The sequence below is a fragment of the Protaetiibacter sp. SSC-01 genome, from assembly GCF_014483895.1.
GTDB lineage: Bacteria > Actinomycetota > Actinomycetes > Actinomycetales > Microbacteriaceae > Homoserinibacter.
In genome coordinates this window covers 932,736-955,789 of sequence record NZ_CP059987.1, presented here as the reverse complement: position 1 = coordinate 955,789, position 23,054 = coordinate 932,736, and the positions used below count along the sequence as shown (strand labels likewise).

Below are 23,054 nucleotides of genomic sequence, written 5' to 3'. Positions count from 1 at the left end.
CACCGCCTGTCCTCAGGAGGATCCATGTCGCACCGCAGTGTCACTCTCGGCCTCGTTGCCGCGCTCGCGCTCTCCCTCGCCGCCTGCACACCGGGCGGCACGGGCGACCCGGCGACCGGCGGATCGGCCTCCCCCGATGCATCGGAACCCGGCGGCTCGGGCCCGGCGCTCAGCGAGTGCGTCGACGGCGACTGGACCGCCGACCTCGACGACCTCGTCCAGCAGCTCGCCGCGCACTTCGCGAGCTCGGGCATGACGGTCGTCTCGGCCACGGCATCCGGCGACCAGGAGCTCTCGATCGCTGGCGAGGGAGTCATGGGCTTCTCGGCCGACGCGGTGCTCCAGCTCGCGCTCGACATGGGCAATGGGCTCACGATGACCGTGACGCAGCACCACACGGGCGACATGGCCGCCGACTGGGCGTGGGACGGCTCCGCCGAGGCCTCCGACACGAACGGCACGATGATCTTCGAGAACTTCGACGCGAGCCGCTACACGGTCGAGAACACCGTCGACATCAACGGGCAGAGCTCGGAGTCGACGATCCCCATCCCCGACCCGTCGGCCGCGAACGTGCCGATGGTCATCACGTGCACGGGAGACACCCTCACGACCACGCCGCAGGGGGTGCCGTTCACGACGACGTGGCGCCGCTCCTGACGGCACCGCGCCGAGCGGCACCGCGCCTCGCGGAAGGGGTCAGGCGCGCACGACGAGGTCGGCGAGCTCCCGCGGGTGCTCGGCGGCGGCGAACGCCTCCTCCTGGGCCGCCCACCGCTCCCAGTGCGGGGCGTAGGCGTCGCCGTCTCGGCCGAGCGCGCGCCGCTTGCGCTCCGCGTCGTCGCGGTCGAGCCACCACGCGTGGTCGGCGAGGGGGCGCGAGGCGCGCGAGATCGCGCCGCAGCCCTCGACGATGAGCGACCCCGTGCGGTCGACGGATGCCGCCTCGCCCCACGCGTCGGCCGCCCAGTCCCAGCGCCGCCACCTGCCGTGCCGCACGATGCCGGGCACAGCGGCCGCCCCCGCGGCGAGCCCGTCCCAGCCGGGATACACGTCGTCGAGTGACACGAGCGTCGCGCCGGTCTCCTCCGCGAGGCGCCGTGCGAGCACGGTCTTCCCTGCGCCCGACCGGCCGTCGATGAGCAGCACCCACGGCTGCGGGCCCGCGGCGAGACGCGCGACGAGCGGCGCGGGGTCGATCTCGCGCGCGGCGGTCACGGGAGTGCTCACGGCACGGTCGCTCACAGCTCGGTCGTTCACAGCAGCGTCCCTCACAGCAGCGCCCCTCACAGAACCGGTCTCCAGCTCCCGACGAGCACGGCCGTCGTCACGGCCGCCGCGACGATCGCCGCGCCGACGACCATGACGGCGACGTCGCGAGGTCTCAGCCGCGAGCGGCGGGCCCAGCTGCGCGGCGTCGAGCCTCCGAACCCGCGCGCCTCCATGGCCGTCGCGAGCTTGCCGCCGCGTCGCACGGCGAACACGAGCAGGGTGCCCGCCTGCACGAGGAAACGGCGGATGCGCCCGCTGTCTGCCACGCCTCGCGCGCGCCGGGCGAGCCCGAGCGCCTCCCAGTCCTCGAGCAGGAGGCCGACGAGACGGAGCGCCGCGAGCGCACCCAGCACGAAGCGCGCGGGAAGCTTCGCGAGCTGCGCGAGCGCATCCGCGAGATCGGTGGGGTCGGTCGTCGCGAACAGCACGACTGCGGGCACACCGACCGCGAGCACGCGCAGCAGGATCGCGACGGCGAGCAGCAGGGACCCCTCGGTGACCGTGACCGGCCGGAGTGCGAGAAGCGTCGCGCCGTCGTCCACTCCGTAGAGGGCGGTCGCGATGCACGCGAGCACCGCAGACACGACGATGGGCGCCGTGCGCGCGGCGAGCTGCCGGGCGGAGAGCCCCGCGAACGGCAGCAGCACGACCATGACCGCGACGACGATGCCCGCCGAGACGACGTCGATCGAGAGCACGAGCGTCACGCCGACGAGCAGCGCGACGACGAGCTTCGCGAGCGGGTTGACGGAGGCGATCCAGCTGCGCCGGATCTCGGGCACGATGAGGCTCACGGCACGACCTCCCGCGCGGCGGCGCCCGCGAGCAGCAGGCGGTCGTCGGCGAGCGCATCGACGAGCGCGAGGTCGTGCGTGACCGTCACGAGCGCCGTGCCCTCGGCCACGAGCTCGTCGAGCAGCCGCACGAGCTCGGCCCAGGTGAGGGCGTCCTGCCCGAAGCTCGGCTCGTCCGCGACGAGCACCTGCGGCGCCGTCGCGAGCGCCGTCGCGACGGAGAGGCGGCGCTTCTCGCCACCCGAGAGCGTGAAGGGGTTCGCGTCGAGCAGCGACGTGAGCCGCAGGCGCTGGGCCAGGCGGTCGCGCACGGCGGCGACCTCGGCCTCCGGGCGCTTGAGCGCGCGCGGGCCGACCTCGAGCTCCTCACGTACGGTGCCGCGCAGGAACTGGTGCTCGGGGTCCTGGAAGACGGTGCCGATGCGGGAGGCGAGCTCGCGCGAGCGCCAGCGGATGGGCGTCGGGCCGAGCCTGCCGGCGAGCGTGGGCAGGGCAGTGAGCTCGCCGTCGACGGGCGCGAGGAGCCCCGCGAGCGTGAGGCCGAGGGTCGACTTGCCGGCGCCGTTCGGGCCGAGGATCGCTGTCGTGCGACCCGCGCGCACGGTGAGGTGGACGCCGTCGGCGGCCGTGCGCGGCTGCCGCTCGCCGAAGCGGCGGCGGCCCACGGCGAGACCGTCGGCGACGAGCAGCTCGGGGGCGTCGGCCTGACGACGTCCGCGCGGCACGGACGGATGACGGCCGGGCACCCAGATGCCCTCCGCGGCGAGCTCCGCGCCCCGGGAGCCGAGCACGGCATCCGGGGTGCCGTCGGCGCGCACGCCTCCGCCCGGCTCGAGCACGACGACGCGGTCGACGAGGTCGACCCACGTCTCGACGCGGTGCTCGACGACGACGAGCGTCGTCTGGCGGCTCGCGACGAGGCGCGCGACGGCCTCGCGCACCTCGGCGACCCCATCCGGGTCGAGGTTCGCTGTCGGCTCGTCGAGCAGCACGAGGCCCGGGCGCATCGCGAGCACGCTCGCGATCGCGAGGCGCTGCTTCTGCCCGCCCGAGAGCTCGGACGTCGGATGATCGAGCGGCACATCGAGGCCGACCGCGTCGAGCGCCTCGGCGACGCGGCGCCAGATCTCGCCGCGCGGAAGGCCGAGGTTCTCGCAGCCGAATGCGACCTCGTCGCCAACCCGCGCGAGCACGGTCTGGCCGTCGGGGTCCTGCAGCACGAGGCCGACGCGGCCGCGGGCGTCCTCGGGGCGGCGGCCGTCGACGAGCAGCTCGCCCGTGCGGTCGCCGTCCTCTGCGTCGCCGAGCACGCCCGCGAGCCCCGCGAGCAGCGTCGACTTGCCCGCGCCCGAGGCCCCGAGCAGCAGCACGCGCTCCCCCGGCTCGACGTCGAGGTCGAGCCCCGACACGGCCGGACGGGGCCGGTCGCCGTGGCGCCAGCCCCATCCGCGTGCCGTGAGGCGCGCTGCCGCGGTCATCCGCATCCGTCCTGTCGCGTGCGCCGGATCAGGACGCCGCCGTCTCGCGCTCGGGAGCCGGATCGGCCGCGACGCGACGACGGCCGGCGGCGAAGCGGCCCAGGGTGCCCGCCCGCGCGAGGGCGCGCACGGCGAGCCACGAGAGCACGCCGACGATGACGCCCGAGACGACGGCCGAGATCGCGTAGACGAGCTTCGCGGTGGGGTCGAAGCCCGCGATCGACGAGAAGTTGATGTCGAGGATCGCGACCGCGACGCCCGCGCCGAGGCCCGCGAGCGGCGCGACCCAGAAGGCCCACACGCGGTAGAGCAGCACGGCGAACACGATCTCGGCGCCGAGCCCCTCGATCGCGCCCCAGATGAGCGTCTCGAAGCCCCACTGGGTGCCGATGATCGCCGACACGGTCGCCGCGACGACCTCGGTGAAGACAGCTGCACCCGGCTTGCGGATCACGAGGCCGCCGAGGATGCCCGCGAACAGCCAGCCGCCCGCGAGCAGGCCCGAGAGGCCGGGCGAGAACGCGAGCAGGGTGCTGAGCGGGGTCCAGGCGAGGCCCCACGCCCAGAACAGCACGCCGGATGCGACGCCCAGCACGGCGGCGGTCACGATGTCGACGACGCGCCAGCGCCAGATGGACGGACGGTCGATGGTTGCGGTGGTCACTGTTCGTGCCCTTTCTGTGGCTGTGTTCGCCGTAAAAGTGGCACGGGTGGGCGACCGCGGATGCGGTCGGGCCCCGAGATGCCTCCCTGCGCCGGCATGATCCGGATCAGGTTCGACGGTCGAAGCTTGGATGAGCTTCCTCTCAGCCCGGCACACCGGACTCCCGTGTTCGGTGACAACAGTACCGCTGGTCGAGCACCCGCGCAGCGCCCACCCCCTCGCTACACTTCCCGCCATGCCCGACACCGTCGTCAAACTCCCCCTCCGCAAGCGCCCCATCGACATCTTTTTCGCGGTGATGTTCACGATCTTCATCGTCACCTCGTGCATCGCCGACATGCTCCCGACCCTCGGCGTCGACTTCTCGCAGCCGAACGGCCAGTTCCTCGTCGACTCCAACTACTGGTACGCGCACGACGCGGATCCGCTCTTCATGCACCCGCCCGTGTGGATGCGCATCGTCACGGGCCTCTCGGCGTTCGTCTATCTCGCGTTCTACCTCGTGCTCGTGCCGGCGCTCATCCGCGGGTGGAACTGGATCCAGCTGCCCTCGGTCATCTACGCGACCGCGATCAGCGTCATCACGGGCGTCATCGTGTTCGGCGTCGAGTTCTTCGGCGAGCCCGAGTTCCAGACCCAGAACCCGGTCAAATTCCTCGCCTTCAACCTGCCGTACGTGCTCATCCCGCTGCTCCTCCTCATCCGCATGCGCAAGCCCCTCCCCTTCACGCGGCGCTTCTGACCTGCGCTGCTGTTGTGCAGGAGTTCGCTGTAGTGCAGGAGCCGGCTCGATCCCCGCTCGCCGAGTCACCCCTGAAGGGTTGATTTCCGGATGCGAAACGGAGCCCGCAAGTGCGCACTCCTGCACAACAGCGAACCCTGCACAACAGCTCCACCCCACGAGGACGGCGCGGATGCGGGGGGATCGCGGATGCGGAGCAGTCGCGGCGGGGTGGGAGACTGAGAGTGCGCCGATCGGCGTCCGAAACGGGGGTCCCATGAAGCGCTGGCAGCGGATGCGCGTGTTCGTGCTGCAGGGGCTCAATGGGACGTTCGGCATCGTGCTGCTCGTCGTCGGCCTGCTCAACGGGCTGCAGCCGATCGCGATCCTCGGCTTCGTGTTCATCGTCGCGGCGATCCTCCTCGTCGTGCTCGCCTGGCGGCAGCAGGTCGCCGACCCGAAGCCGCGGGAACGCCGCGACCGCCGGTAGCCCCGCCTAGACTGTCCGCGTGACCGAGCCCTTCGCCCAGCTGCTCCACGGCCTCGCCGTGGCGCTCGGCGTGCTCGGAACCGAGGGCACGGGCTCCGTGCTCACGACGCTCGGTGCGATCGCGCTCGTCGGCGCGCTCGCGGCGGCGATCGCCGCTCTCGTGCGGGCGACCCTCGCATCCGCACCTCGCCACATGACGGTGGGCCTGCGTGCCCGCCGCCACGCCGTGCTGCTCGGGCACCTGCCCGACGCCTCGCACCCGGATGCGCGCGGTCACGTGCGCTCGCGGGCTCCCGGTCGGCTCCTGCCGGCCGCCTGACGCGCACCGCGCGCCCCTGCTCACGCTCCGACGAGCCGGGCGGCCAGACGATCCCGCCTGCCCGCATCCGATCCAGGAGCATCCGTGAACCCCTTCGACATCCCCGCCATCGCCGCGATCCTCGCGGCCGCCGCCGACGCCCTCATGGCGCTCGGCTCCCTCGCCACCCCCGCCGGCGCGATCGTGCTCGTCACGCTCGCTGTGCGCGCCCTGCTCATCCCCGTCGGCGTCTCGATGGCGAGGGCCGCGCAGGGCCGCCGCCGCATCGCACCGCAGCTCGCCGAGCTGCAGAAGCGCTACAAGAAGAACCCCGAGAAGCTGCAGAAGGCGACCCTCGAGCTCTACGCCGCCGAGAAGGTGTCGCCGCTCGCAGGGTGCCTGCCGATGCTCGCGCAGCTGCCCGTCATCTCGCTCGTCTACGCGCTCTTCGCCTACCCGACGATCGCGGGCGAGCCGAACCGGCTGCTCGACGAGTCGCTCTTCGGCGCGGGGCTCGGGCGCCACCTTCTCGACATCGGCTCGGGCTTCCAGGCGAGCGACCTCGTGTTCGTCGCGCTGCTCGTCGTGCTCGCCGCCGTCGCGTGGGCCAACCGCCGGATGACGCTGCGGGATGCCGCGCTCGCCCCCGGCCCGTCCCCCGACGCCCCGGGCGCGGCGCTCCTCAACCCGAGCGGCCCGCTCAGCTGGGCTCCGTTCCTCGTGCTCGCCGCGGCGGCCGTCGTCCCTCTCGCCGCGACCCTCTACCTCGCGGTCTCGGGCGTCTGGTCGGCCACCGAGCGCCGCATCCTCCGCCACGTCTACGCCTGACCAGGTCCGCGAGAGTACGTGCTTTTCGGGCTCGAGGGGCCGATTCGGGCGAAAAGTACGTACTCTCGCGGACTTCGCAAGTTTCGGAGATGGAAACGCATCTTTCGGAGCGGCCGCCTCGTCCCCTAAAGTTGCCAGCGGCAACAAAAGGAGACGACGATGACGTCAGACCAGCTCACGTTCGACAACCCCGTCGAGCGCCACTCGCACATCAAGCCCCACGCGTCGTGGCAGCCCCTGCCCGGCCTCGACGCCGAACTCGATCCGAAGGCGGACCACGGCGAGACCAGCTACCGCGGCACGGGCCGCCTCCCCGGCCGCAAGGCGCTCATCACGGGCGGCGACTCGGGCATCGGCGCGGCCGTCGCCATCGCGTTCGCACGCGAGGGGGCGGATGTCGCCCTCAGCTACCTGCCCGAGGAGCAGGTCGACGCCGAGGCGATCGCCGCGGTCGTGCGCGCCGAGGGCCGCCAGGCGATCCTGCTGCCGGGCGACATCCGCGACCGCGACTTCTGCCGCACGCTCGTGGCGGATGCCGTGGAGGGCCTCGGCGGCCTCGACATCCTCGTCAACAACGCGGCGCACCAGGTGTACCACCAGACCTTCGACGCGCTCGACGAGGACGACCTCGACCGCACCATCAAGACCAACATCTACGCGATGTTCTGGATCACGCGCGAGGCGCTCCCCCACCTGCCCGCCGGCGCGACGATCATCAACAGCACCTCGGTGCAGGGCTACAACCCGTCGCCCATGATCATCAACTACGCCTCCACCAAGTTCGCGATCATCGGCTTCACGAAGGCGCTCGCGCACGACCTCGCGCCGCGCGGCATCCGCGTCAACGCGGTCGCGCCGGGGCCGGTGTGGACGCCGCTGCAGGTGTCGGACGGACAGCCGGCGGAGAAGCTCGACGGGTTCGGCGAGTCGTCGTGGCTCGGCCGCACGAGCCAGCCCGTCGAGCAGGCGCCTGCGTACGTGTTCCTCGCGTCGCCCGAGTCGAGCTTCGTCGTGGGCGAGGTCATCAACGTCAACGGCGGGGCGAACGTGCCGTAGGGCGGATCGGCGGGCGGCCTGTGGATAGCCGCCGACGCCGATCGGCGCCGCACGCCACGCTGTACCCCGTGGTCCTGCGGCTCGATCCTGCTATCCCCCTCGTGTGGCGGGACCCGCACACCCTGCAGTTCGGCGTGGACCCCGTTCTCGCCGTCTTGCCGGATGTGTCGCCCGCCGTCGAGCACCTGATCTCGGTGCTCGCGGCGGGCGTCTCCCTCTCGGGCTTCCGGATGCTCGCGGGGGTGCAGCACGTGCCCGGCCCGCGGGCCGAAGAGCTGCTCGCGACGCTCAAGCCCTGCCTGGTGCGCGAGCGGTCGCGCGAGCAGACGGCCGGTGCCGCGGTCGTGCTCGGCGAGGGCGAGCTCGCCGTCGGCCTCGCGCGACTGCTCGACGACGCGGGCCTCCGCCTGCGCGACACCCGCCACCGCCCCGCGCTCGTCGCGCTCGTCGCCGACCGCGTGCTCCGGCCCGCCGATCACCGCGCGTGGCTGCAGCGCGACGTGCCCCATCTGCCCATCGTGCGCGGCGACACCGCCGTCACCGTCGGCCCGCTCGTCGTGCCCGGCGCATCCGCGTGCCTCCATTGCGCCTTCCTGCACCGGCGCGATGCCGATACCGCATGGCCGGCCATCGCGGCGCAGCTCGCGACCCACACGGCGCCCGCACCGCATCCGCTGCGCGAGGCGGCCGCGATCGCCCTCGCGGCGCGGATCGCCGCGGCAGCTCTCGACGGCGCGGCCGAGACGGGCCGCGAGTGGCGCGTGGCGGGCGACGGATCGGAGCTCAGCGAGCGCGCGATCGCGCCGCACCCGGAGTGCCGCTGCGCAGCTCCGCCAGGAAGCGACTGGGCTCCCGCGGACGCGAGCGCAGCCCCTCCGCCGACCAGTGCAACGCGAGCGTCCGCCGCGCACGCGTGATGCCCACGTAGAGCAGGCGGCGCTCCTCGTCGATCGCGGCGAAGCCCTTCGCGTGCGAGATCGGCAGCAGGCCCTCGGTGAGGCCCACGATGTGCACGTGGTCCCACTCGAGGCCCTTCGCGCCGTGCAGCGTCGAGAGCACGACGGATGGCATGGTCGGCTCGTGCTGCATGCTCTGGCGCTCCTGCAGCTCGGCCACGAACTGGGCGAGCGTCATACCCTCCGGCGCCTGGTCGGCGAGCTCGACGAGCGCGCCGAGCGCCTCCCAGCGCTCCCGCACGGCACCCTGGCTGTCGGGGGCGTGCGCCGACCAGCCGTTCGCGAGGGCGACATCCGCGACCGTCTCGTAGAGGCCCTTCGGCGAGCCCGTGCGCGACAGGCTCGTGAGCTCGAGCACGGCGCGCTTGATCGCCTCGATCTCGAAGAACTTCGTTCCGCCGACCTGGCGCGAGCTGATGCCGCGTTCCGCGAGCGCCGTCGCGAGCGCGACCGCCTGCGCGTTGACGCGGTACAGCACGGCGATGCGCTCGGGTGCGACCCCGGCCGCGAGCTGCGCCGCGACCGCGTCGGCGACGCCGTTCGTCTCCGCGGCATCCGAGTCCCAGCGTGTGACGGTCGGCTCGGGAGAGGCGAGGTCGCCGTCGACCGCGACGAGCTCGAGAGCACCCGGACGCCCGCGCATGAGCCGGTTGGCGGCACCCAGGATGGCGGGCGTCGAGCGGTGGTTGCGCTCGAGGCGCACCTCGGTCGCATCCGGATACCGGCTCGCGAAGCCGAGCAGGTACTCGCTCGAGGCGCCCGCGAACGAGTAGATCGTCTGCGATGCGTCACCCACGACGCACACGTCGGTGCGCGGCCCGAGCCAAAGCTCAAGCAGCTCCTGCTGAAGCGGCGAGACGTCCTGGTACTCGTCGACGACGAAGAAGCGGTACTGCTGGCGCACCTGATCGGCCACGCGCTGCTCGGCCTCGAGCATCCCCGCCGTCACGAGCAGCACGTCCTCGAAGTCGAGGCGGCGCTGCTCGTCTTTGAGGTCCTCGTAGCGCTGCTGCAGTTCGACGACGGCGTGCATGTCGAGGCCCGGCGGCAGGGGGCGCGAGCTCAGCCGCGCGTAGTCGTCGAGCGGGATGCGGCGCACCTTGCGCCACTCGATCTCGGCCGCGAGGTCGCGCAGCACGGCCGTGTCGACACGCATCCGCAGCGACTCCGCCGCCTGCCCGAGCAGGCGCCCCTTGCCGGGCAGGATCTCGGGCAGCCGCCCGCCGACGAGCTGCGGCCAGAAGAAGCTCAACTGGGCGAGCGCCGCCGAGTGGAAGGTGCGCGCCGCCACCCGACCGGCCCCGAGCGCGCGCAGACGCGAGCGCAGCTCGCCCGCCGCGCGGGTCGTGAAGGTGAGCGCCATGACGCGGTCGGGCGTGTAGACCCCGGATGCCACGCCGTGCGCGATGCGGTGCGTGAGCGTGCGGGTCTTACCCGTGCCGGCGCCCGCGAGGATGCACACCGGCCCCAGCAGCGCCTCCGCCGCCTGGCGCTGCTGCTCGTCGAGCGCGTCGAGGATGTCGGTCACCGCGGCTCCTCGATGGGCCCGCCGAACCAGTCCTCCACGATCGCCCGGGCGATCGACGCGGCGCCCGGCAGCAGCACGCGACCCGCCGCGACATCCGCCGCGAGCTCCTCGCGCGAGAACCAGCGCAGCTCGCGCAGCTCCGTGCCGTCCGGCCGCGGCACGGTCGACGTGCCCGACGCCACGCGCGCCTCGAAGCCGACCATGAGCGATGCGGGGAACGGCCACGGCTGGCTGCCCCGGTACTCCGGGTCGTCGACGACGACGCCCGCCTCCTCGAAGATCTCCCGGATCACGGCCGCCTCGAGCGACTCCCCCGGCTCGACGAAACCCGCGAGCAGCGAGAACCGCCGGTCGTCCCACTCCACGTTCGAGCCGAGCAGGATGCGGTCGTCGTCGTCGAGCACCGCCACGATCACCGCGGGGTCGGTGCGCGGATAGCTCTCCCGCCCCGTCGACGGGTCGACCCGCACCCAGCCGGCCTGCGCGACGCTCGTCGCCTCCCCCGTCGCCGACGAGAACGCCGCCGAGCCGTGCCAGTTCGCGAGCGCGAGCGCCTGCGTGAAGAGTCCCGCGTCGCGCGGCGTCAGCAGCGAGCCGACGCGGCGCAGGTCGAGCCACGAGCCCTCCTCGCCGAGCCGCACCGCGTCCTCCTCCGACACGACGAGAGCGAGCACGGCGGCGCCCTGCTCGAGATCGGCGGATGCGGCACGCGCCCTCCCGAGGAAGACCGCGGCATCCGGGTCCACGGCGAGCGTCGACGGGTCGACGAGCGCGAGGGCACCCTCGTGCGTGCCGAGGGCGCGGCCCTCGTGCAGCACGACCATGCGCGTCGACGGGTCCTCGAGGAGTGCGGGTACGCCGCCGAGCCGCGACAGGTAGTCGCGATCGAGTTCGGAACGCGAGAGCGCCGGCGCGAGCGCAGGGCGCCTCGGGGGCCGCGCCGAACCGCTCATCGACCCGTGCGTCGAACCGCTCATCCGCATCCCATCCCTGGCGCACACCGCGGGCCTCGGATCGCCTGCGAGAACCGCACGACGGGCGTGGCGTGCCGGGCGGCCGGGGCGGGGCAGACCTACCCTGTCGCCATGGCCAGATCCCACCTCACTCTAGCGGCGCTCGCCACCTCGGCCGTCGCGGAGCTCGACGTCGTGGGTGCGGCGCCGTTCGGCTCCGCGGGGCGTGGAGACTTCGACGCGGCCGTCATCACCGGACGCGACGGACGTCACTGGATCGTGCGCGTGCCCCGCTCCGAGCGCGCCGAGCAGCAGCAGTCCGCCGACCTCGTCGCCCTGCGCGCGCTCAGCCCCGGCGTGCGGGCCCGACTGCCGTTCGCCGTCACCGCGTTCGCCGGGCAGACCCCCGTCGACGGCACGCGCGCCATCGTCTCCGAGTTCGTCTACGGCACCCCCGTCACCTCCGCGGGCATCGACAACGCCCTCGCGACCTCGATCGGCGAGGCGATCGCCGCCATCCACGCGCTCCCCACGAGCCTCGTCACCGACGCTGGCCTCCCCGCCTACGGCTCCGTCGACTCCCACCGCGCCGCCATCGCCCTCATCGACCGCGCAGCCGCCACGAGTCTCGTGCCCGCCGCGCTGCTCGCCCGCTGGGAGCAGGCGGGCGAAGACGCCGGCCTCTGGCAGTTCACCCCCGCCGTCGTCAATGGCGACCTGGGCGCCGCCTCGTTCCTCGCCTCCTCGGGAGACGTCACGGGTGTGCTCGGCTGGCACAACCTCCGGGTCGCCGACCCCGCGCAGGACCTGTGCTGGGCCGTCGGCATCCGCCGCGACGGCGTCGCCGACGCGATCTTCGACGCGTACACCCGCATCCGCGGCACCGTCGACCGCCGCATCCGCCAGCGCGCCACCCTGCTCTCCGAGCTCGAGGTCGCCCGCTGGCTCCTTCACGGCACCGAGCAGCGCAGCACCGAGATCGTCGACGACGCGGTGCGGATGATGTCGCGCCTCGTCGACGACGTCACCACCGACGCCTCCGAGTCCATCTCCCCGCCCACCCTGCCGGTGCTGGCGGTCGACGAGGTGGAGGCGCTGCTCGACCGCGCGGAGCGGGTCTCCTAGGGCTTCCCGCGGTCTTGCCCCGCCGCTTCGCGAGGGTGCGGACCGGTTTGCGCGCCGCATGCCCCCGCACGCCTGGACGGCGTGCTCCCGCCAGTCCCGATGCCAGCGTCGCGCAAACCGGTCCGCACCCTCGCTGCGCTCCTGTCCTGCCCCGTGCGACCTGTGCGCGCCGCTCCGCCGCCCCCTGCTGGTTGAGTAGCGCGCGGCCGCGCAGCGACCGCACGCGTATCGAAACCCTCGCACGACGCATCAAGGACGGGCCAGGATGACACCCGTCCGCACGCACCACTCGGTGCGGGGGTTTCGATACGCGGTGCGCAGCGCCTCCGGCACGGCGCGCCGCACTCAACCAACGGTGGTGGCGAGCAGCGCGCACCGCGCACGAGCGGAGTGAGGGCGCCGGAGGGTTTCCAAGACGCTGGCATCGGGACTGGCGGGAGCACGCCGTCCAGGCGTGCGGGGGCATGCGGCTCGGAAACCCTCCGGCGCCCTCGCGAAGCGCCTCGAGGCTCGGAGGACCGACTCAGCCGACGGTGGAGTCGCGCGGCACGATCGTGAAGAACTGGGCGCGACGACGCAGGTCGACGCGGATGCGCAGTTGGTGACGGTGCGCGAGCACGGCGCCCACGACGAGCGCCGTGACAAGCGGCACGGCGCCCGCGGCGAGGAATGCGATGCGACCGCCGAGGGTCTCCGCGATCCAGCCCATGACGACGCCACCGGCCGCCTGCCCGCCCATCGCGACCATCATGTAGAACGACACGATGCGTCCCCGGATGGCGGGGTTGGTGGAGAGCTGCGTGAGGGCCTCCGCGCTCATCGCGAAGAGCAGCCGCGAGACGCCGATGCCGACGAGCGCCGACAGGAACACGGGGTGCCAGCCGTCCCAGCCGGCGAGCATCGTCACGGCGCCGTAGAGCGCGGTGAAGCCGACGACGTCGCGCAGCCGCAGCGTCCTACGCCGCGACGACAGGATCGCGCCGATCAACGCACCACCCGCGCATAGGGAGTTGTAGAGCCCGTACCCGGTCGACCCCGTGCCGTAGGTTCCGTCGGCGGCGGCCGCGAGCAGCACGGGCAGGTTCATGCCGAAGGTGGCGACGGCGGCGAGCAGCACGAGGCTCCAGCGGATGGCGGGCTTGCGCCACGCGTACTGCACGGCTTCGCGGATCTGACCACGCGATCGCGGCTGCTTGGGCGTCGGAACGAGCTCGTGCGCCCGCATGAGCGAGATCGCGAGCACGGCGATCGCGGTCGTGCCGGCGTTGACGGCGATCGACCAGCCGGAGCCGATCGCCGCGATGAGCACGCCCGACAGGGCGGGCCCGATGAGGCCCCCGAGGTGGAAGGTGGTCGCGTTGAGGCTGATGGCGCCGCGCAGTCGGGCCGTGCCGACCATCTCGGAGACGAAGGCGGAGCGGCTCGGTCCCTCGATGGCGCCCGCGATGCCGCCGATCGCGGCGATGAGCATGACCTGCCACACGACGACGTGACCGAACAGCACGAGCACGGCGAGCGCACCGTTGGCGACGGTCGCGATCGCCTGCATCGAGAGCACGACGAAGCGCCGCGGGAGGCGGTCCGAGAGCACCCCTGCCCACGGGCCGAGCAGCAGGCTGGGGGCGAACTGCAGGGCGACGGCGACGCCGACGAGCGCGACGTCGCCCGTGAGCTCGAGCACGAGCCAGTCGATCGCGACGCGCGCCATCCATCCGCCGGTGCTGCCGAGCATGAGGGCGCCGAGGTAGAGCCGGTAGTTGTAGGCGGCGAGGGCGGCGAAGCTCTCGCGGAAGCTCGGGCGGCGGTCGAAGACGGGGATGGGCTCGGTCACCGGGTACGGGATCGCGTCGGGCTCGGGAGGCGGCGGCGCGGATGACACGATTCAAGGCTAGATAGCCCGTGACATTGCGTCGAGCTATGGTCGCTATAACTCCCATTCGATATACGAATAGAGGCTCGGATGTTCGACCCCGCTCTCCTGCGCACCTTCGTCGCCGTCGCCGACACGGCGAGCTTCACACGCGCCGCCGAGCTGCTCGGCATCAGCCAGCCGACCGTCAGCCAGCAGGTGCGGCGCCTCGAGAACGCCGCCGGCCGCATCCTCGTCGCGCGCGACACCCGTGCCGTGCACCTCACCGACAACGGCGACGCGATGCTCGGCTTCGCGCGTACGATCCTCGCCGCCCACGACGAGGCCGCCGCCTACTTCGTGGGCTCCGCGATGCGCGGCCGCCTGCGCTTCGGCGCGGCCGACGACCTCGCGCTCACCCACCTGCCGCAGGTGCTGCGAGACTTCCGCCAGCTCTATCCGCAGATCAACCTCGAGCTCACGGTCGGCCAGAGCGGTCAGCTCACGCGCCGCCTCGCCGCCGGCCAGCTCGACCTCGTCTACGTCAAGCAGGACCCCGGCCACGACGAGGGGCGCACGGTGCGCCGCGAGCGGCTCGTGTGGGTCGCGCACCGCTCGCTGCGGCTCGACCCCGACGCGACGGTGCCGCTCATCGTCTACCAGGCGCCGAGCTACTCACGCGACACCGCCATCCGCGCCCTCGAGGAGGCGGGCCGCACGTGGCGCATCACGTGCAACGTGCGCGAGGTCAACGGCGCCCTCGCGGCCCTGCGCGCGGGCATCGGCATCGGCGTCTTCCCGCGTGTGCTCATCCCCGACGACCTCACCGAGGTGACAGGCGTCTTCGAGCTCCCGCGGATGGGCGAGGTCGACTTCACGCTGCTCGCCAACCCGCGCTCGGCCCGCGAGCCCGCCGAGGCGCTCGCCAACGCCATCCACGCGACCGCGCGCTAACGCTCCCCCGCGGGCGCGCCGAAGGCCGCCCGCCAGCGCACGAGCAACTCCTCCTCCGTGTCGATGTGCTCGGGACGGATGACGCGGTCGTCGTGCACGAAGTAGAAGGCGGCGTCGATGAGACCCGGGTCGATGCCCTCCCAGCGGGCATAGGCCAGCCGGTAGAGGGCGAGCTGCAACTGCTTGCGCTCGAGGTCCGCATCGTCGCGCGGCGCCTTGCCCGTCTTCCAGTCGACGACCTCGAAGCGGTCGCCGCGGCGGTAGACGGCATCGATCTTGCAGATGACGACGCGCCCGTCGAACGGCAGGTGGATCTCGCGCTCGACCTCGACGGGCCGCAGCTGCGCCCACTCGGAGCGCTCGAAGGTGGCCTGCAGCTCGGCGAGCTTCTCGGCGTCGACGACCTCGCCGTCGCCGTCGAGCTCGAAGGGGGCGGCGTCGAGCTCGTCCGAGCCACCGAGGCGCCCGTAGCGCTCCTCGACCCACGAGTGGAAGAGCGTGCCGAGGCGCGTGGCCCGGTAGGGGCGCTCGGGCATGGGCCGACGCAGTTCGGCGGCGACGGCATCCGGGTCGGTCACGTAGTCCTTGAACGCGGATGCCGGGATGCGCACCGGGAGCGGCACGACGCCCTCGCGGGAGCGGCGGCGCTCGCGCTCCTCGAGCAGCAGCTCGAGCTCGCGCGCCCAGGGGCCGACGAGCGCGGGGCTCGCGCTCCGGACGGCGGCAGCTGCGGTGCGCACGGCGGCGGCGCGGGATCCGAAGGGGTCGTGCGGCCAGCGCGTGACCTCCGGCTCGGCACCGGGCGGCGGAGCGTCGGTCGCGGATGCGTCGGGCAGCGGCGCCACGACTCCCGCGTCGGCGAGCTCGCGCAGGAAGCGGCTCGCGGTGCGCGGCCGCGTCTGGCCGCCCCAGAACGAACCCGTGAGCAGCAGGTGATCGCGGGCGCGCGTGACCGCCACATAGGCGAGCCGGCGCTCCTCGGCGCGGTAGTGGTCGACGACCCGCTCGCGGAATCGCTTGACCTCGTCGGCGAACACCTTGCGCGAGTCGATGCGCGAGAGCTCGAAGACGGGCAGGTGGTCGGCGTCGCCGCGCTCCGGCCACGGGAAGCGTCCGAATCCGAGCCAGCCGCCGTAGCCCTCGAGGGGGCGCGCGGGAAGCTCGTCCTCGACGAACCGCGGCACGGCGACGACGTCCCATTCGAGGCCCTTCGAGCCGTGCACCGTCAGCACCTGGACGGTGCCGGGCTCCGGGTCCTCGGGGCGCGGCGTGAGGTCCTCCCGCTGCTCTGCCTCCTTGAGCCACGCGAGGAAGCCGCTGAGCGTCGCCGTCTCGGCGATCGCGAGGTAGCCCGAGAGCGCATCGAGCAGGGCGTCGAGGTTCGCCTCCCCCGCCGTGCGCGTCTCGTTGGCGGCGATCTCGAGGTCGAGCCGCAGCTCGTGCGCGACGAGCACGATGAGCTCCGGCAGCTCGAGTCCCGCGCGGGCGCGCAGTCGGCCGAAGAGCGACGCCGCGTCGCGCAGTCGGACGAGCCCCTCGGCACTGAAGCCCTCGAGCGCCCGATGGGTCTCGGGTGCGCGCCCCACGAACTCGAGCGCGTCGACGATCGAGCCGCCCTCGCCGTCGGCGACCGAGTCGCGCATCCGCTGCTGCACCTCGTCGGAGAGGATGCCGCTCTCCGCCGCGTCGTGCCGCGCGAGCCAGCCCGACACCTCCCGCAGGCGGTCGAGGTCGGCGACGCCGATGCGCCAGCGCGCCCCGGCGAGCAGGCGCAGCAGCTCGAGCCCGGCATCCGGACTGTCGATGACGCGCAGGGCGCTCACGAGGTCGGCGATCTCGGGCTCGGCGAGCAGGCCGCCGACGCCGAGCACGTGGTACTTCACGCCCGCCTCGCGCATCGCGTCGAGGAAATGCTGCTGCGTCTTGCGGGCGCGCAGGAGAAGGGCAGCCGTGCCGGGCTTGCCCCGGCCGGCCTCGACGTCGGCGAGGCGGTCGCGCAGCCACGCGGCGACGTGCGCAGCCTCGTCGCCGACCGTCTCGGGGAACGCGCTGTCGACCGTGAAGGCGCTCGCACCGGGCCGAGCCGTGAGGGTCGGCACCGGGATGGGCGTCTCGCCGCCCGCCACGAGCGCGTTGGCGGCGTCGAGGATGCGCTCGCCGTTGCGCCAGCTCGTCGCGAGCGTGAAGTCGGGCGCGGGCCCGCCGTCGCTCGCGCGGAACCGCTCACGGAACTCGCCGAGGTTTGAGGCGCTCGCGCCGCGCCATCCGTAGATCGACTGGTTGGGGTCGCCGACCGCCGTGACCGGCGTGCCGGCGAAGATGCGCGCGAGCAGCTCGGTCTGCACGACCGAGGTGTCCTGGTACTCGTCGAGCAGCACGACGCGGAACCGCGCGCGCAGCTCCTCCCCCGCCTCGGCGCGCTTCTCGACAGCGCGCAGCGCGAGCACCACCTGGTCGGCGTAGTCGACGGCGCCGCGGGCGCGCTTCGCGGCGTCGTACTCGGCCGCGAGGTCGACGAGCAGGTCGAGCTGGGCGAGGTCGTCGATCTTCTCGAGCATGTCGAGGCGCTCGTAGCGGTCGCCGAGCGGCAGCTCGCGCATCGCGGCGAAGCGGCGGCCGAGCTCGCGCACGCGCTCGGGGTCGGCGGCGTTGTCGGCGAGCCCCGCGGCGATCCTGATGGTGGCCTCGACGACCGCGTCGAGACGCTTGTCGAGGGATGCGAGCCGCGGGTCGGTGCTGCGGATCACGACCGAGCGCGCGAGCTGCCACGCGGCCGCCTCTCCGAGCACGACGCCGTCGCCGTCGCGGCCGAGCACGAGCGCGTTGTCGCGGAAGACGGCGCTCGCGAACGAGTTGTAGGTCGAGATCTCGGGGGCGTCGAAGAGGTCGTGCCCCACGGGCGTGAGCCCTGCCTCGTGCAGCTCGGCGAGCCGCTCCCGGATGCGTTCGGCCAGCTCGCCGGCCGCCTTGCGGGTGAAGGTGAGGCCGAGCACCTCGGCGGGCTGCACGTGGCCGTTCGCGACGAGCCACAGCACGCGGTTCGCCATCGTCTCGGTCTTGCCCGAGCCGGCGCCCGCGACGACGAGCGCGGGCTCGTGCGGGTCGGCCTCGATGACGGCCGTCTGCTCGGGCGTCGGGTAGCGCACGGTGCCGTCGTCGCCGCGTTCGGAGCGCACGGCGGCGAGCGCCTCCGCGATGCGGGCGGCGGTGACGGGCGACGCGGATGCGGCGGGGCCGGGCGTGGGCGCGGTCGGCTCAGTCACGCGTCACCTCCGGCACCCGCGGGAGCACGGCGTCCGGGTCGGGGCGCGGTCCGTAGGAGGCGGGCTCGAGCGGCCCCGTGAACTCGGCGGCCTTCATGACGGCCGCCGCGGCGATGATGCGCGCACGGAAGTCGTCGAGGGCCTCGTCGTCGAGCGTGGCCTGCACCGCCTCGCGGTAGAGCTTGCCGCCGACCCCCTCCTTGACGAAGAGGAGCTTCGCGCCGCCGGCGCGGTGCTCGCCGTGCGGCGCGAGGAACTCGTCGAGCACGCCCTCGCGGTAGGCGAGCTGGTAGATGCCGAGCTGCGGGTGGGCGTCGATCTCGGCCTTCGACGTCTTCGGGCGGCCGGTCTTGAGGTCGACGATCACGACCTCGCCCGTCGGCGCGAGCTCGACGCGGTCGATCGAGCCGCTCACGATGACGTCGTCGGTGATCGGGAACCTGAAGCGACCCTCCGCCGCGACGAGCGTCTTGCCCTCGCGCAGGAAGTCGCCGAGGTAACTCGCGAGTCCCCGGATGAGGCCCATCGTCGCGCGACGCTGGAACTCGCCGATCCACTCGGCTTCGAAGGGCAGCTCGGGCCAGCGCCTCTCGACCTGCGCCCAGAGCGCGTCGACATCCGGCGCCTCGGCGGTCTCCATCGCCCAGTGCACGATCGTGCCGATGCTCATGACGAGCGACGAGCCGCCCGCCGCGAGGCGCTGGATCGCCCAGTCGAGCGGCGACGCCTCGACGTTCTCGAGCTGCGACGGCGAGACGCGCACGGGCTCCTCGGCGAAGAGCGGCGCCTCGGTCGACGGCTCGAGCAGGCCGAGCCACTGCTCGGGGTCGGCGCCCGGCACGCCCTCGGCGGCGAGGCGCGCGAGCGCGGCGGCCGCCTGCGCACGCCGCACGGGCGTCGAGTCGGATGCCGTGAGGTCGCGGCGCAGACGCCCCGTGAGCCCGCGGAGGGTCAGCGGCGCCGCGGTCGTCACGGCGAGCGGCACGGCATCCGGCGCGAGGGAGAACAGCACGCTGCGGGTCTCGTCGTCGTTGTCGACCGCCGCGAGCACGACACGCTCGGACGCCCGCGAGACCGCGAGGGCGAACATCCGCAGCTCGTCGTCGAGCACGAGCTTGCGTTCGTCGATCGTGCCCGCGTCGCGCCCCTCGAGCACACGCACGAGGCGCTGCGGGGCGAGCAGCGAGCCGCGCGGACGCAGGTTCGGCCAGCCGCCGTCCTGCAGCGACGCGATGACGACCGTGCGGAACTCGAGCCCCACGAGGGCCGAGGGCGTCGCGACGAGCACGGCGTCGTCGGCGCGCGGCGGCGCGAGCAGGTCGTCGGCGATGTCGGAGTCGAGCACGTGCTCGAGGAACTCGAGCATGCCCTCGGTCGGGCGCTGCTCGACGAAGCGCTTGGCGGCCGCGAAGAGCGCGACGACGCCGTCGAGGTCGCGGTTCGCCTCCGCCGCCTCGATGCCCGTGCCGAGTGCCGCACGGCGCCAGCGCTCGGCGACGCCGCTGCGCTCCCACGCCGTCCAGAGCAACTCCTCGATCGTGGACTCGGATGCCATGCCGCGCAGCACGTGAAGGGTCTCGGCGAGCTTGGCGGCGCGGCGCGCGGCGCGGCCCTCGATCGACGCGAGGCGACCGGGCGACTCGAGCGCGTCGGCGACGAGCTCGGCGCCGGGGCGCGTGCCGCCACCCGCGAGCTCCTCGTGCCGGAGGGCGAGGCGGAGCCGCCGCAGGCCGAGCGGGTCGAGGCCCCCGAACGGCCCCGTGAGCAGCTCGGCCGCCGTGATCGGGTCGAGCGCTCGTCGGCCGACGCCGACCTCGACGAGCGACAGCAGGGCGCGCGGGGCCGGATCGTCGCGCAACGGGGTGCCGCGGCCGGTCGTGCGCGTCGGCACCTCGGCGCGGGCGAGGGCGCGCGCGAGCTCGGGGATCTGCGCACCCGAGCGCACGACGACCGCGAGCTGCCGCCACGGCACGCCGTGCAGCAGGTGCTCCTCGCGCAGCACGCGCGCGATGCCGGCGGCGTGACGCGACGGGGTCGTCGCGAGCACCGTCGCGACGGACGGACGTTCGGGGTCCGCGGATGCCGCCTCGGCATCCGCCACCCGCGCGCGTCGCTGCGGGCCCGCCGCCGCCGTGCCGATGCGCTCGACGGTGCGCGATACGAGGGCGCGCAGCTCGGGGCCGCCGCGGTGCACCGTCTCGAGCACGAGCCGATCGCCCTCGGAGAGGCCGATGCGCTCCGCGAACCGGCCCACGGCATCCGCCTCGCCACCGCGGAAGGCGTTGGCCGCGATGTCGGGGTCGCCGAACGCGATGACGGCGACGCCGCGGTCGAGCAGCGCGCGCAGCACCGCCATGGTCGACTCCGTGGCCTCCTGCAGGTCGTCGACGAGCACGAGCCGCAGGCGCCCGATGCGGTCGCCCTCGCCGCCGTCGCGGATGGCGCGCACCGCGAAGCTCACGATCTCGGCGGCGTCGAACTGGTCGGGCCGGTTCTGCGCCTGCGTCGCCGCGTACTCGCGCATGAACTCGGCGGCCGCCGCCCAGTCGGCGCGGGCCGCCTCGCGGGCGAGGGCGGCGATGCGGCCCGCATCCGCGCCGTACTCGGTGGCGCGCGCCATGAACTCGCGCAGCTCGCTGCGGAAGCCGCGCAGCTCGCGCACCTCGGGCGTGAGCGGCTCGGGCCAGTCGGGGCCGGTGCCATCGGCGATGTGACCCGCGAGGTAGGCGGCGATGTCGGCGTCCTGCTCGGTGCCCGTCAGGAGGCGCGGCGCGGGATGCCCGGCCGCGCGCGCCGCGGCGCCCACGACCTCGTAGGCGAGCGACGCGACAGTGCGGGCGAGGGGCCCGTCGGTCGGCGCCCCGATGCGCCGCGCGAGCCGGTCGCGCAGGCGGGCCGCGGATGCGCGCGAGGGCGCGAGCACGAGGATCTGCTCCGGCTCCCAGCCGCGCGCCACTCGGTCGGCGACGAGCTCGACGAGGGTCGTGGTCTTGCCCGTGCCGGGCGCCCCGAGCACGGCAGCGGACGCCGCGTCGGGCAGGTCGAGCACGGCGCGCTGCGACGGATCGAGCGCGATCGAGCCGGCCTCCTCGGACGCGTCGACGGCGAACCGGGTGTCGGGCATGCGGCTACCGTATCCGGCTCCGGCGACACCGCATCCGCTGCCCCGCGGGCGACCTCGCACCCCGCCGCGCCGACCGCCGTTCCGCCCACGGTGAACGCCCCGGATGCCGCCCCCGGCATCCTCTACGCTCGACACGTGGACATTCGCATCGGTATCGCCAACACCGCCCGCGAGCTCTCGTTCGAGAGCGCGCAGACCGCCGCCGAGGTCGAGAAGATCGTCGCCGACGCCCTCGCCTCCGACGCGAAGTTCCTGAGCCTCAGCGACGACAAGGGCAAGGTGTATCTCGTGCCGACGGCCGCGCTCGCCTACATCGAGATCGGCGGCGGCGAGAGCCGACGCGTCGGCTTCGTCGCCTGACGCGCGCCTGCCCTAGGATCGCCGCGTGGAGATCGTCTTCGTCACCGTCATCGGCGCCGGCATCGGGGGCGTCATCCGCTACCTGATCCCGGGTCGCCGCACCTACGGCCTCGCGCTGCTGCCGGCCGTCGGCGCGGCAGCCACCGCCGCCGTGTGGGCGATCCTCGTGTGGTTCGGCTGGCCCTTCGACGGCGGCTGGATCTGGGTCGCCTCCCTCGTGGCGGGGGCCCTCGCGAGCGCCGTCGTCGCGCTCGTGCTGCCCCGCTCCCGCGACGCCGCCGACGCGCGCGCCCTTCACGAGCTCTCCGGCGGCCGCATCTAGCTAGCGGCTACGTCCCTGCTGTTCTGCAGGAGTTCGGCTGTTGTGCAGGAGTTCGCTGTTGTGCAGGAGTTCGGCTGTTGTGCAGGAGTTCGCGCATCCGCACCAGATCGACCTCTGTGATTGCAGGGCCGTTCGCCGTGTCTCCTGCATAACAGCCGCTCGCTCCTGAACAACAGCGAAATCCTGCACAACGGCAACGGGGGAGGCTGCAGCCCTGAGTCAGGCGCTACGCCGTCAGGCCGAGCTTGTCCATGCGGCGCGTGTGGGCCGCGATGAGCTCCGTGAACACGGGGTCGACACGCTCCTCGACCGTCGACGACGGGTGCTGCTCGATCGCGAGGCGCGCCACGAGCATCGTGTCGCCCACGAGCCGGCGTCCCCACATCGCGAGGCGCGAGGCGAGCCGCGGGTTCTCTTCGATCGCCAGTCGCAGTTCCTCGACGAGCACCGCCTCGCCCTCTCGGCTCTGCAGGAGCGTCGCCGCGCGGTCGTCGAGGTCGTCGGGCAGCCCAGATGCGAGCCCCGCGAAGAAGTCGAGCAGGAAGCCGTTCGTGAGGTAGCAGGTCACGAGGATCTCGTACCAGTCGGCGCCCTTCGTGCGGCGCTGGTAGTCGTCGAGCGGCAGCCGGAACGGCTCCATCTCGACGGCGGGGTCGACACCCAGGCGCTCGAGCTCGGCGACGAGCCCCTCGTGCATCCGCAGCATCTCGGATGCCGCCCGCGCGAGCCGGGACTTCGCATCCGTCGTCGGGGCGGTCGTCACGGCGCGGCCGAGGTTCTCGAAGAGCACGATCGTCAGGTACGCCGTCTGACCGAGGAAACGCGCCGGCGCGGGTGCGAGGTCGCGCAGCTCGACGCGTGCGACGGCGACGGCCTCCGAGCGCGGGGCGACACGGAGCGTCCCCGGGCGCGGACGCGAGCGACGACGGAACCAGGCCACCGGTTCAGTGTAGGAGGTCGCGCCGCCCGGGGCTTCCGCAGTGTCGGCCCGGTAGACTGGCCCCATCCCCTACCCAGAC

General features: G+C 73.5%; 20 protein-coding genes and 1 riboswitch. Of the genes, 10 read left to right on the top strand and 10 right to left on the bottom strand.

Annotation, left to right across the window (positions count from 1 at the left end; genetic code table 11):
• Positions 1–24: 24 nt before the first annotated feature.
• A complete protein-coding gene (locus tag H4J02_RS04500) occupies positions 25–660 on the top strand; it encodes a hypothetical protein (protein WP_187675913.1) in 636 nt (211 codons plus the stop codon).
• Positions 661–699: 39 nt separating this feature from the next.
• Here H4J02_RS04500 and H4J02_RS04495 read toward each other — a convergent pair whose 3' ends face one another.
• From H4J02_RS04495 to H4J02_RS04480, 4 genes are read right to left on the bottom strand one after another with little or no spacing between them, the layout of a single operon-like run.
• The gene (locus H4J02_RS04495) at positions 700–1,260 is read right to left on the bottom strand and encodes an ATP-binding protein (RefSeq protein WP_262406217.1); all 561 of its coding nucleotides are present in this window, start codon (positions 1,258–1,260) and stop codon (positions 700–702) included.
• Positions 1,261–1,286: 26 nt separating this feature from the next.
• Complete coding sequence (locus tag H4J02_RS04490; RefSeq protein WP_187675912.1) at positions 1,287–2,066, bottom strand: energy-coupling factor transporter transmembrane protein EcfT; 780 nt, start codon at positions 2,064–2,066, stop codon at positions 1,287–1,289.
• The gene (locus H4J02_RS04485; RefSeq protein ID WP_187675911.1) at positions 2,063–3,544 is read right to left on the bottom strand and encodes an ABC transporter ATP-binding protein; all 1,482 of its coding nucleotides are present in this window, start codon (positions 3,542–3,544) and stop codon (positions 2,063–2,065) included. Before H4J02_RS04485 ends, H4J02_RS04490 begins: the two co-directional genes overlap by 4 nt.
• 28 nt (positions 3,545–3,572) lie before the next feature.
• Positions 3,573–4,208, bottom strand: coding sequence for an ECF transporter S component (locus tag H4J02_RS04480; protein WP_187675910.1), 636 nt, complete (start codon positions 4,206–4,208; stop codon positions 3,573–3,575).
• 65 nt (positions 4,209–4,273) lie between these two features.
• A riboswitch (TPP riboswitch) is annotated at positions 4,274–4,421 on the bottom strand.
• A 22-nt stretch (positions 4,422–4,443) separates the two neighbouring features.
• Here H4J02_RS04480 and H4J02_RS04475 point away from each other — a divergent pair.
• The 5 genes from H4J02_RS04475 to H4J02_RS04455 all read left to right on the top strand — a co-directional run bounded on the left by H4J02_RS04475 (position 4,444) and on the right by H4J02_RS04455 (position 7,601).
• Positions 4,444–4,950, top strand: coding sequence for an emopamil-binding family protein (locus tag H4J02_RS04475; protein WP_187675909.1), 507 nt, complete (start codon positions 4,444–4,446; stop codon positions 4,948–4,950).
• Between the two features lie 256 nt (positions 4,951–5,206).
• A complete protein-coding gene (locus tag H4J02_RS04470) occupies positions 5,207–5,419 on the top strand; it encodes a hypothetical protein (protein ID WP_187675908.1) in 213 nt (70 codons plus the stop codon).
• Positions 5,420–5,438: 19 nt separating this feature from the next.
• Complete coding sequence (locus H4J02_RS04465; RefSeq protein WP_187675907.1) at positions 5,439–5,738, top strand: DUF6412 domain-containing protein; 300 nt, start codon at positions 5,439–5,441, stop codon at positions 5,736–5,738.
• Positions 5,739–5,822: 84 nt separating this feature from the next.
• Positions 5,823–6,545: a membrane protein insertase YidC gene (locus tag H4J02_RS04460; RefSeq protein WP_187675906.1), complete on the top strand. Its 723-nt coding sequence runs from the start codon at positions 5,823–5,825 to the stop codon at positions 6,543–6,545.
• 159 nt (positions 6,546–6,704) lie between these two features.
• The gene (locus tag H4J02_RS04455; protein WP_187675905.1) at positions 6,705–7,601 is read left to right on the top strand and encodes an SDR family oxidoreductase; all 897 of its coding nucleotides are present in this window, start codon (positions 6,705–6,707) and stop codon (positions 7,599–7,601) included.
• A gap of 783 nt (positions 7,602–8,384) precedes the next feature.
• Here H4J02_RS04455 and H4J02_RS04450 read toward each other — a convergent pair.
• Positions 8,385–10,085, bottom strand: coding sequence for an ATP-dependent helicase (locus tag H4J02_RS04450; protein WP_187675904.1), 1,701 nt, complete (start codon positions 10,083–10,085; stop codon positions 8,385–8,387).
• Complete coding sequence (gene nudC, locus H4J02_RS04445; RefSeq protein ID WP_262406216.1) at positions 10,082–11,062, bottom strand: NAD(+) diphosphatase; 981 nt, start codon at positions 11,060–11,062, stop codon at positions 10,082–10,084. Before nudC ends, H4J02_RS04450 begins: the two co-directional genes overlap by 4 nt.
• A 108-nt stretch (positions 11,063–11,170) precedes the next feature.
• Between nudC and H4J02_RS04440 the strand changes: the two genes are divergently transcribed.
• Positions 11,171–12,163 (top strand): phosphotransferase, encoded by a 993-nt coding sequence (locus H4J02_RS04440; RefSeq protein WP_187675903.1) that lies wholly within the window; start codon positions 11,171–11,173, stop codon positions 12,161–12,163.
• A 523-nt stretch (positions 12,164–12,686) separates the two neighbouring features.
• Here the strand turns inward: H4J02_RS04440 and H4J02_RS04435 are convergent.
• Positions 12,687–14,042 (bottom strand): MFS transporter, encoded by a 1,356-nt coding sequence (locus H4J02_RS04435; RefSeq protein WP_262406215.1) that lies wholly within the window; start codon positions 14,040–14,042, stop codon positions 12,687–12,689.
• Between the two features lie 81 nt (positions 14,043–14,123).
• On the opposite strand from H4J02_RS04435, the gene H4J02_RS04430 reads away from it, so the two are divergent.
• Positions 14,124–14,966, top strand: a complete 843-nt coding sequence (locus H4J02_RS04430) for a LysR substrate-binding domain-containing protein (protein ID WP_187675902.1) — start codon at positions 14,124–14,126, stop codon at positions 14,964–14,966.
• On the opposite strand, the gene H4J02_RS04425 is transcribed toward H4J02_RS04430, so the two are convergent.
• On the bottom strand, positions 14,963–18,229 hold the full coding sequence (locus H4J02_RS04425; protein ID WP_187675901.1) for an ATP-dependent DNA helicase: 3,267 nt from the start codon (positions 18,227–18,229) through the stop codon (positions 14,963–14,965). The two genes, H4J02_RS04430 and H4J02_RS04425, sit on opposite strands and share 4 nt — an antisense overlap.
• A complete protein-coding gene (locus H4J02_RS04420; protein WP_187675900.1) occupies positions 18,222–21,353 on the bottom strand; it encodes an ATP-dependent DNA helicase in 3,132 nt (1,043 codons plus the stop codon). Before H4J02_RS04420 ends, H4J02_RS04425 begins: the two co-directional genes overlap by 8 nt.
• A gap of 135 nt (positions 21,354–21,488) precedes the next feature.
• Here H4J02_RS04420 and H4J02_RS04415 point away from each other — a divergent pair, with 135 nt between their 5' ends.
• Both H4J02_RS04415 and H4J02_RS04410 read left to right on the top strand, forming a co-directional pair.
• Positions 21,489–21,713: a DUF3107 domain-containing protein gene (locus tag H4J02_RS04415; RefSeq protein WP_187675899.1), complete on the top strand. Its 225-nt coding sequence runs from the start codon at positions 21,489–21,491 to the stop codon at positions 21,711–21,713.
• 25 nt (positions 21,714–21,738) lie between these two features.
• Complete coding sequence (locus H4J02_RS04410) at positions 21,739–22,035, top strand: hypothetical protein (protein WP_187675898.1); 297 nt, start codon at positions 21,739–21,741, stop codon at positions 22,033–22,035.
• 226 nt (positions 22,036–22,261) lie between these two features.
• Here H4J02_RS04410 and H4J02_RS04405 read toward each other — a convergent pair whose 3' ends face one another.
• Entirely contained in the window at positions 22,262–22,975 is a 714-nt protein-coding gene (locus H4J02_RS04405; protein WP_187675897.1) for a ferritin-like fold-containing protein, read from the bottom strand.
• Between the last annotated feature and the right edge of the window lie 79 nt (positions 22,976–23,054).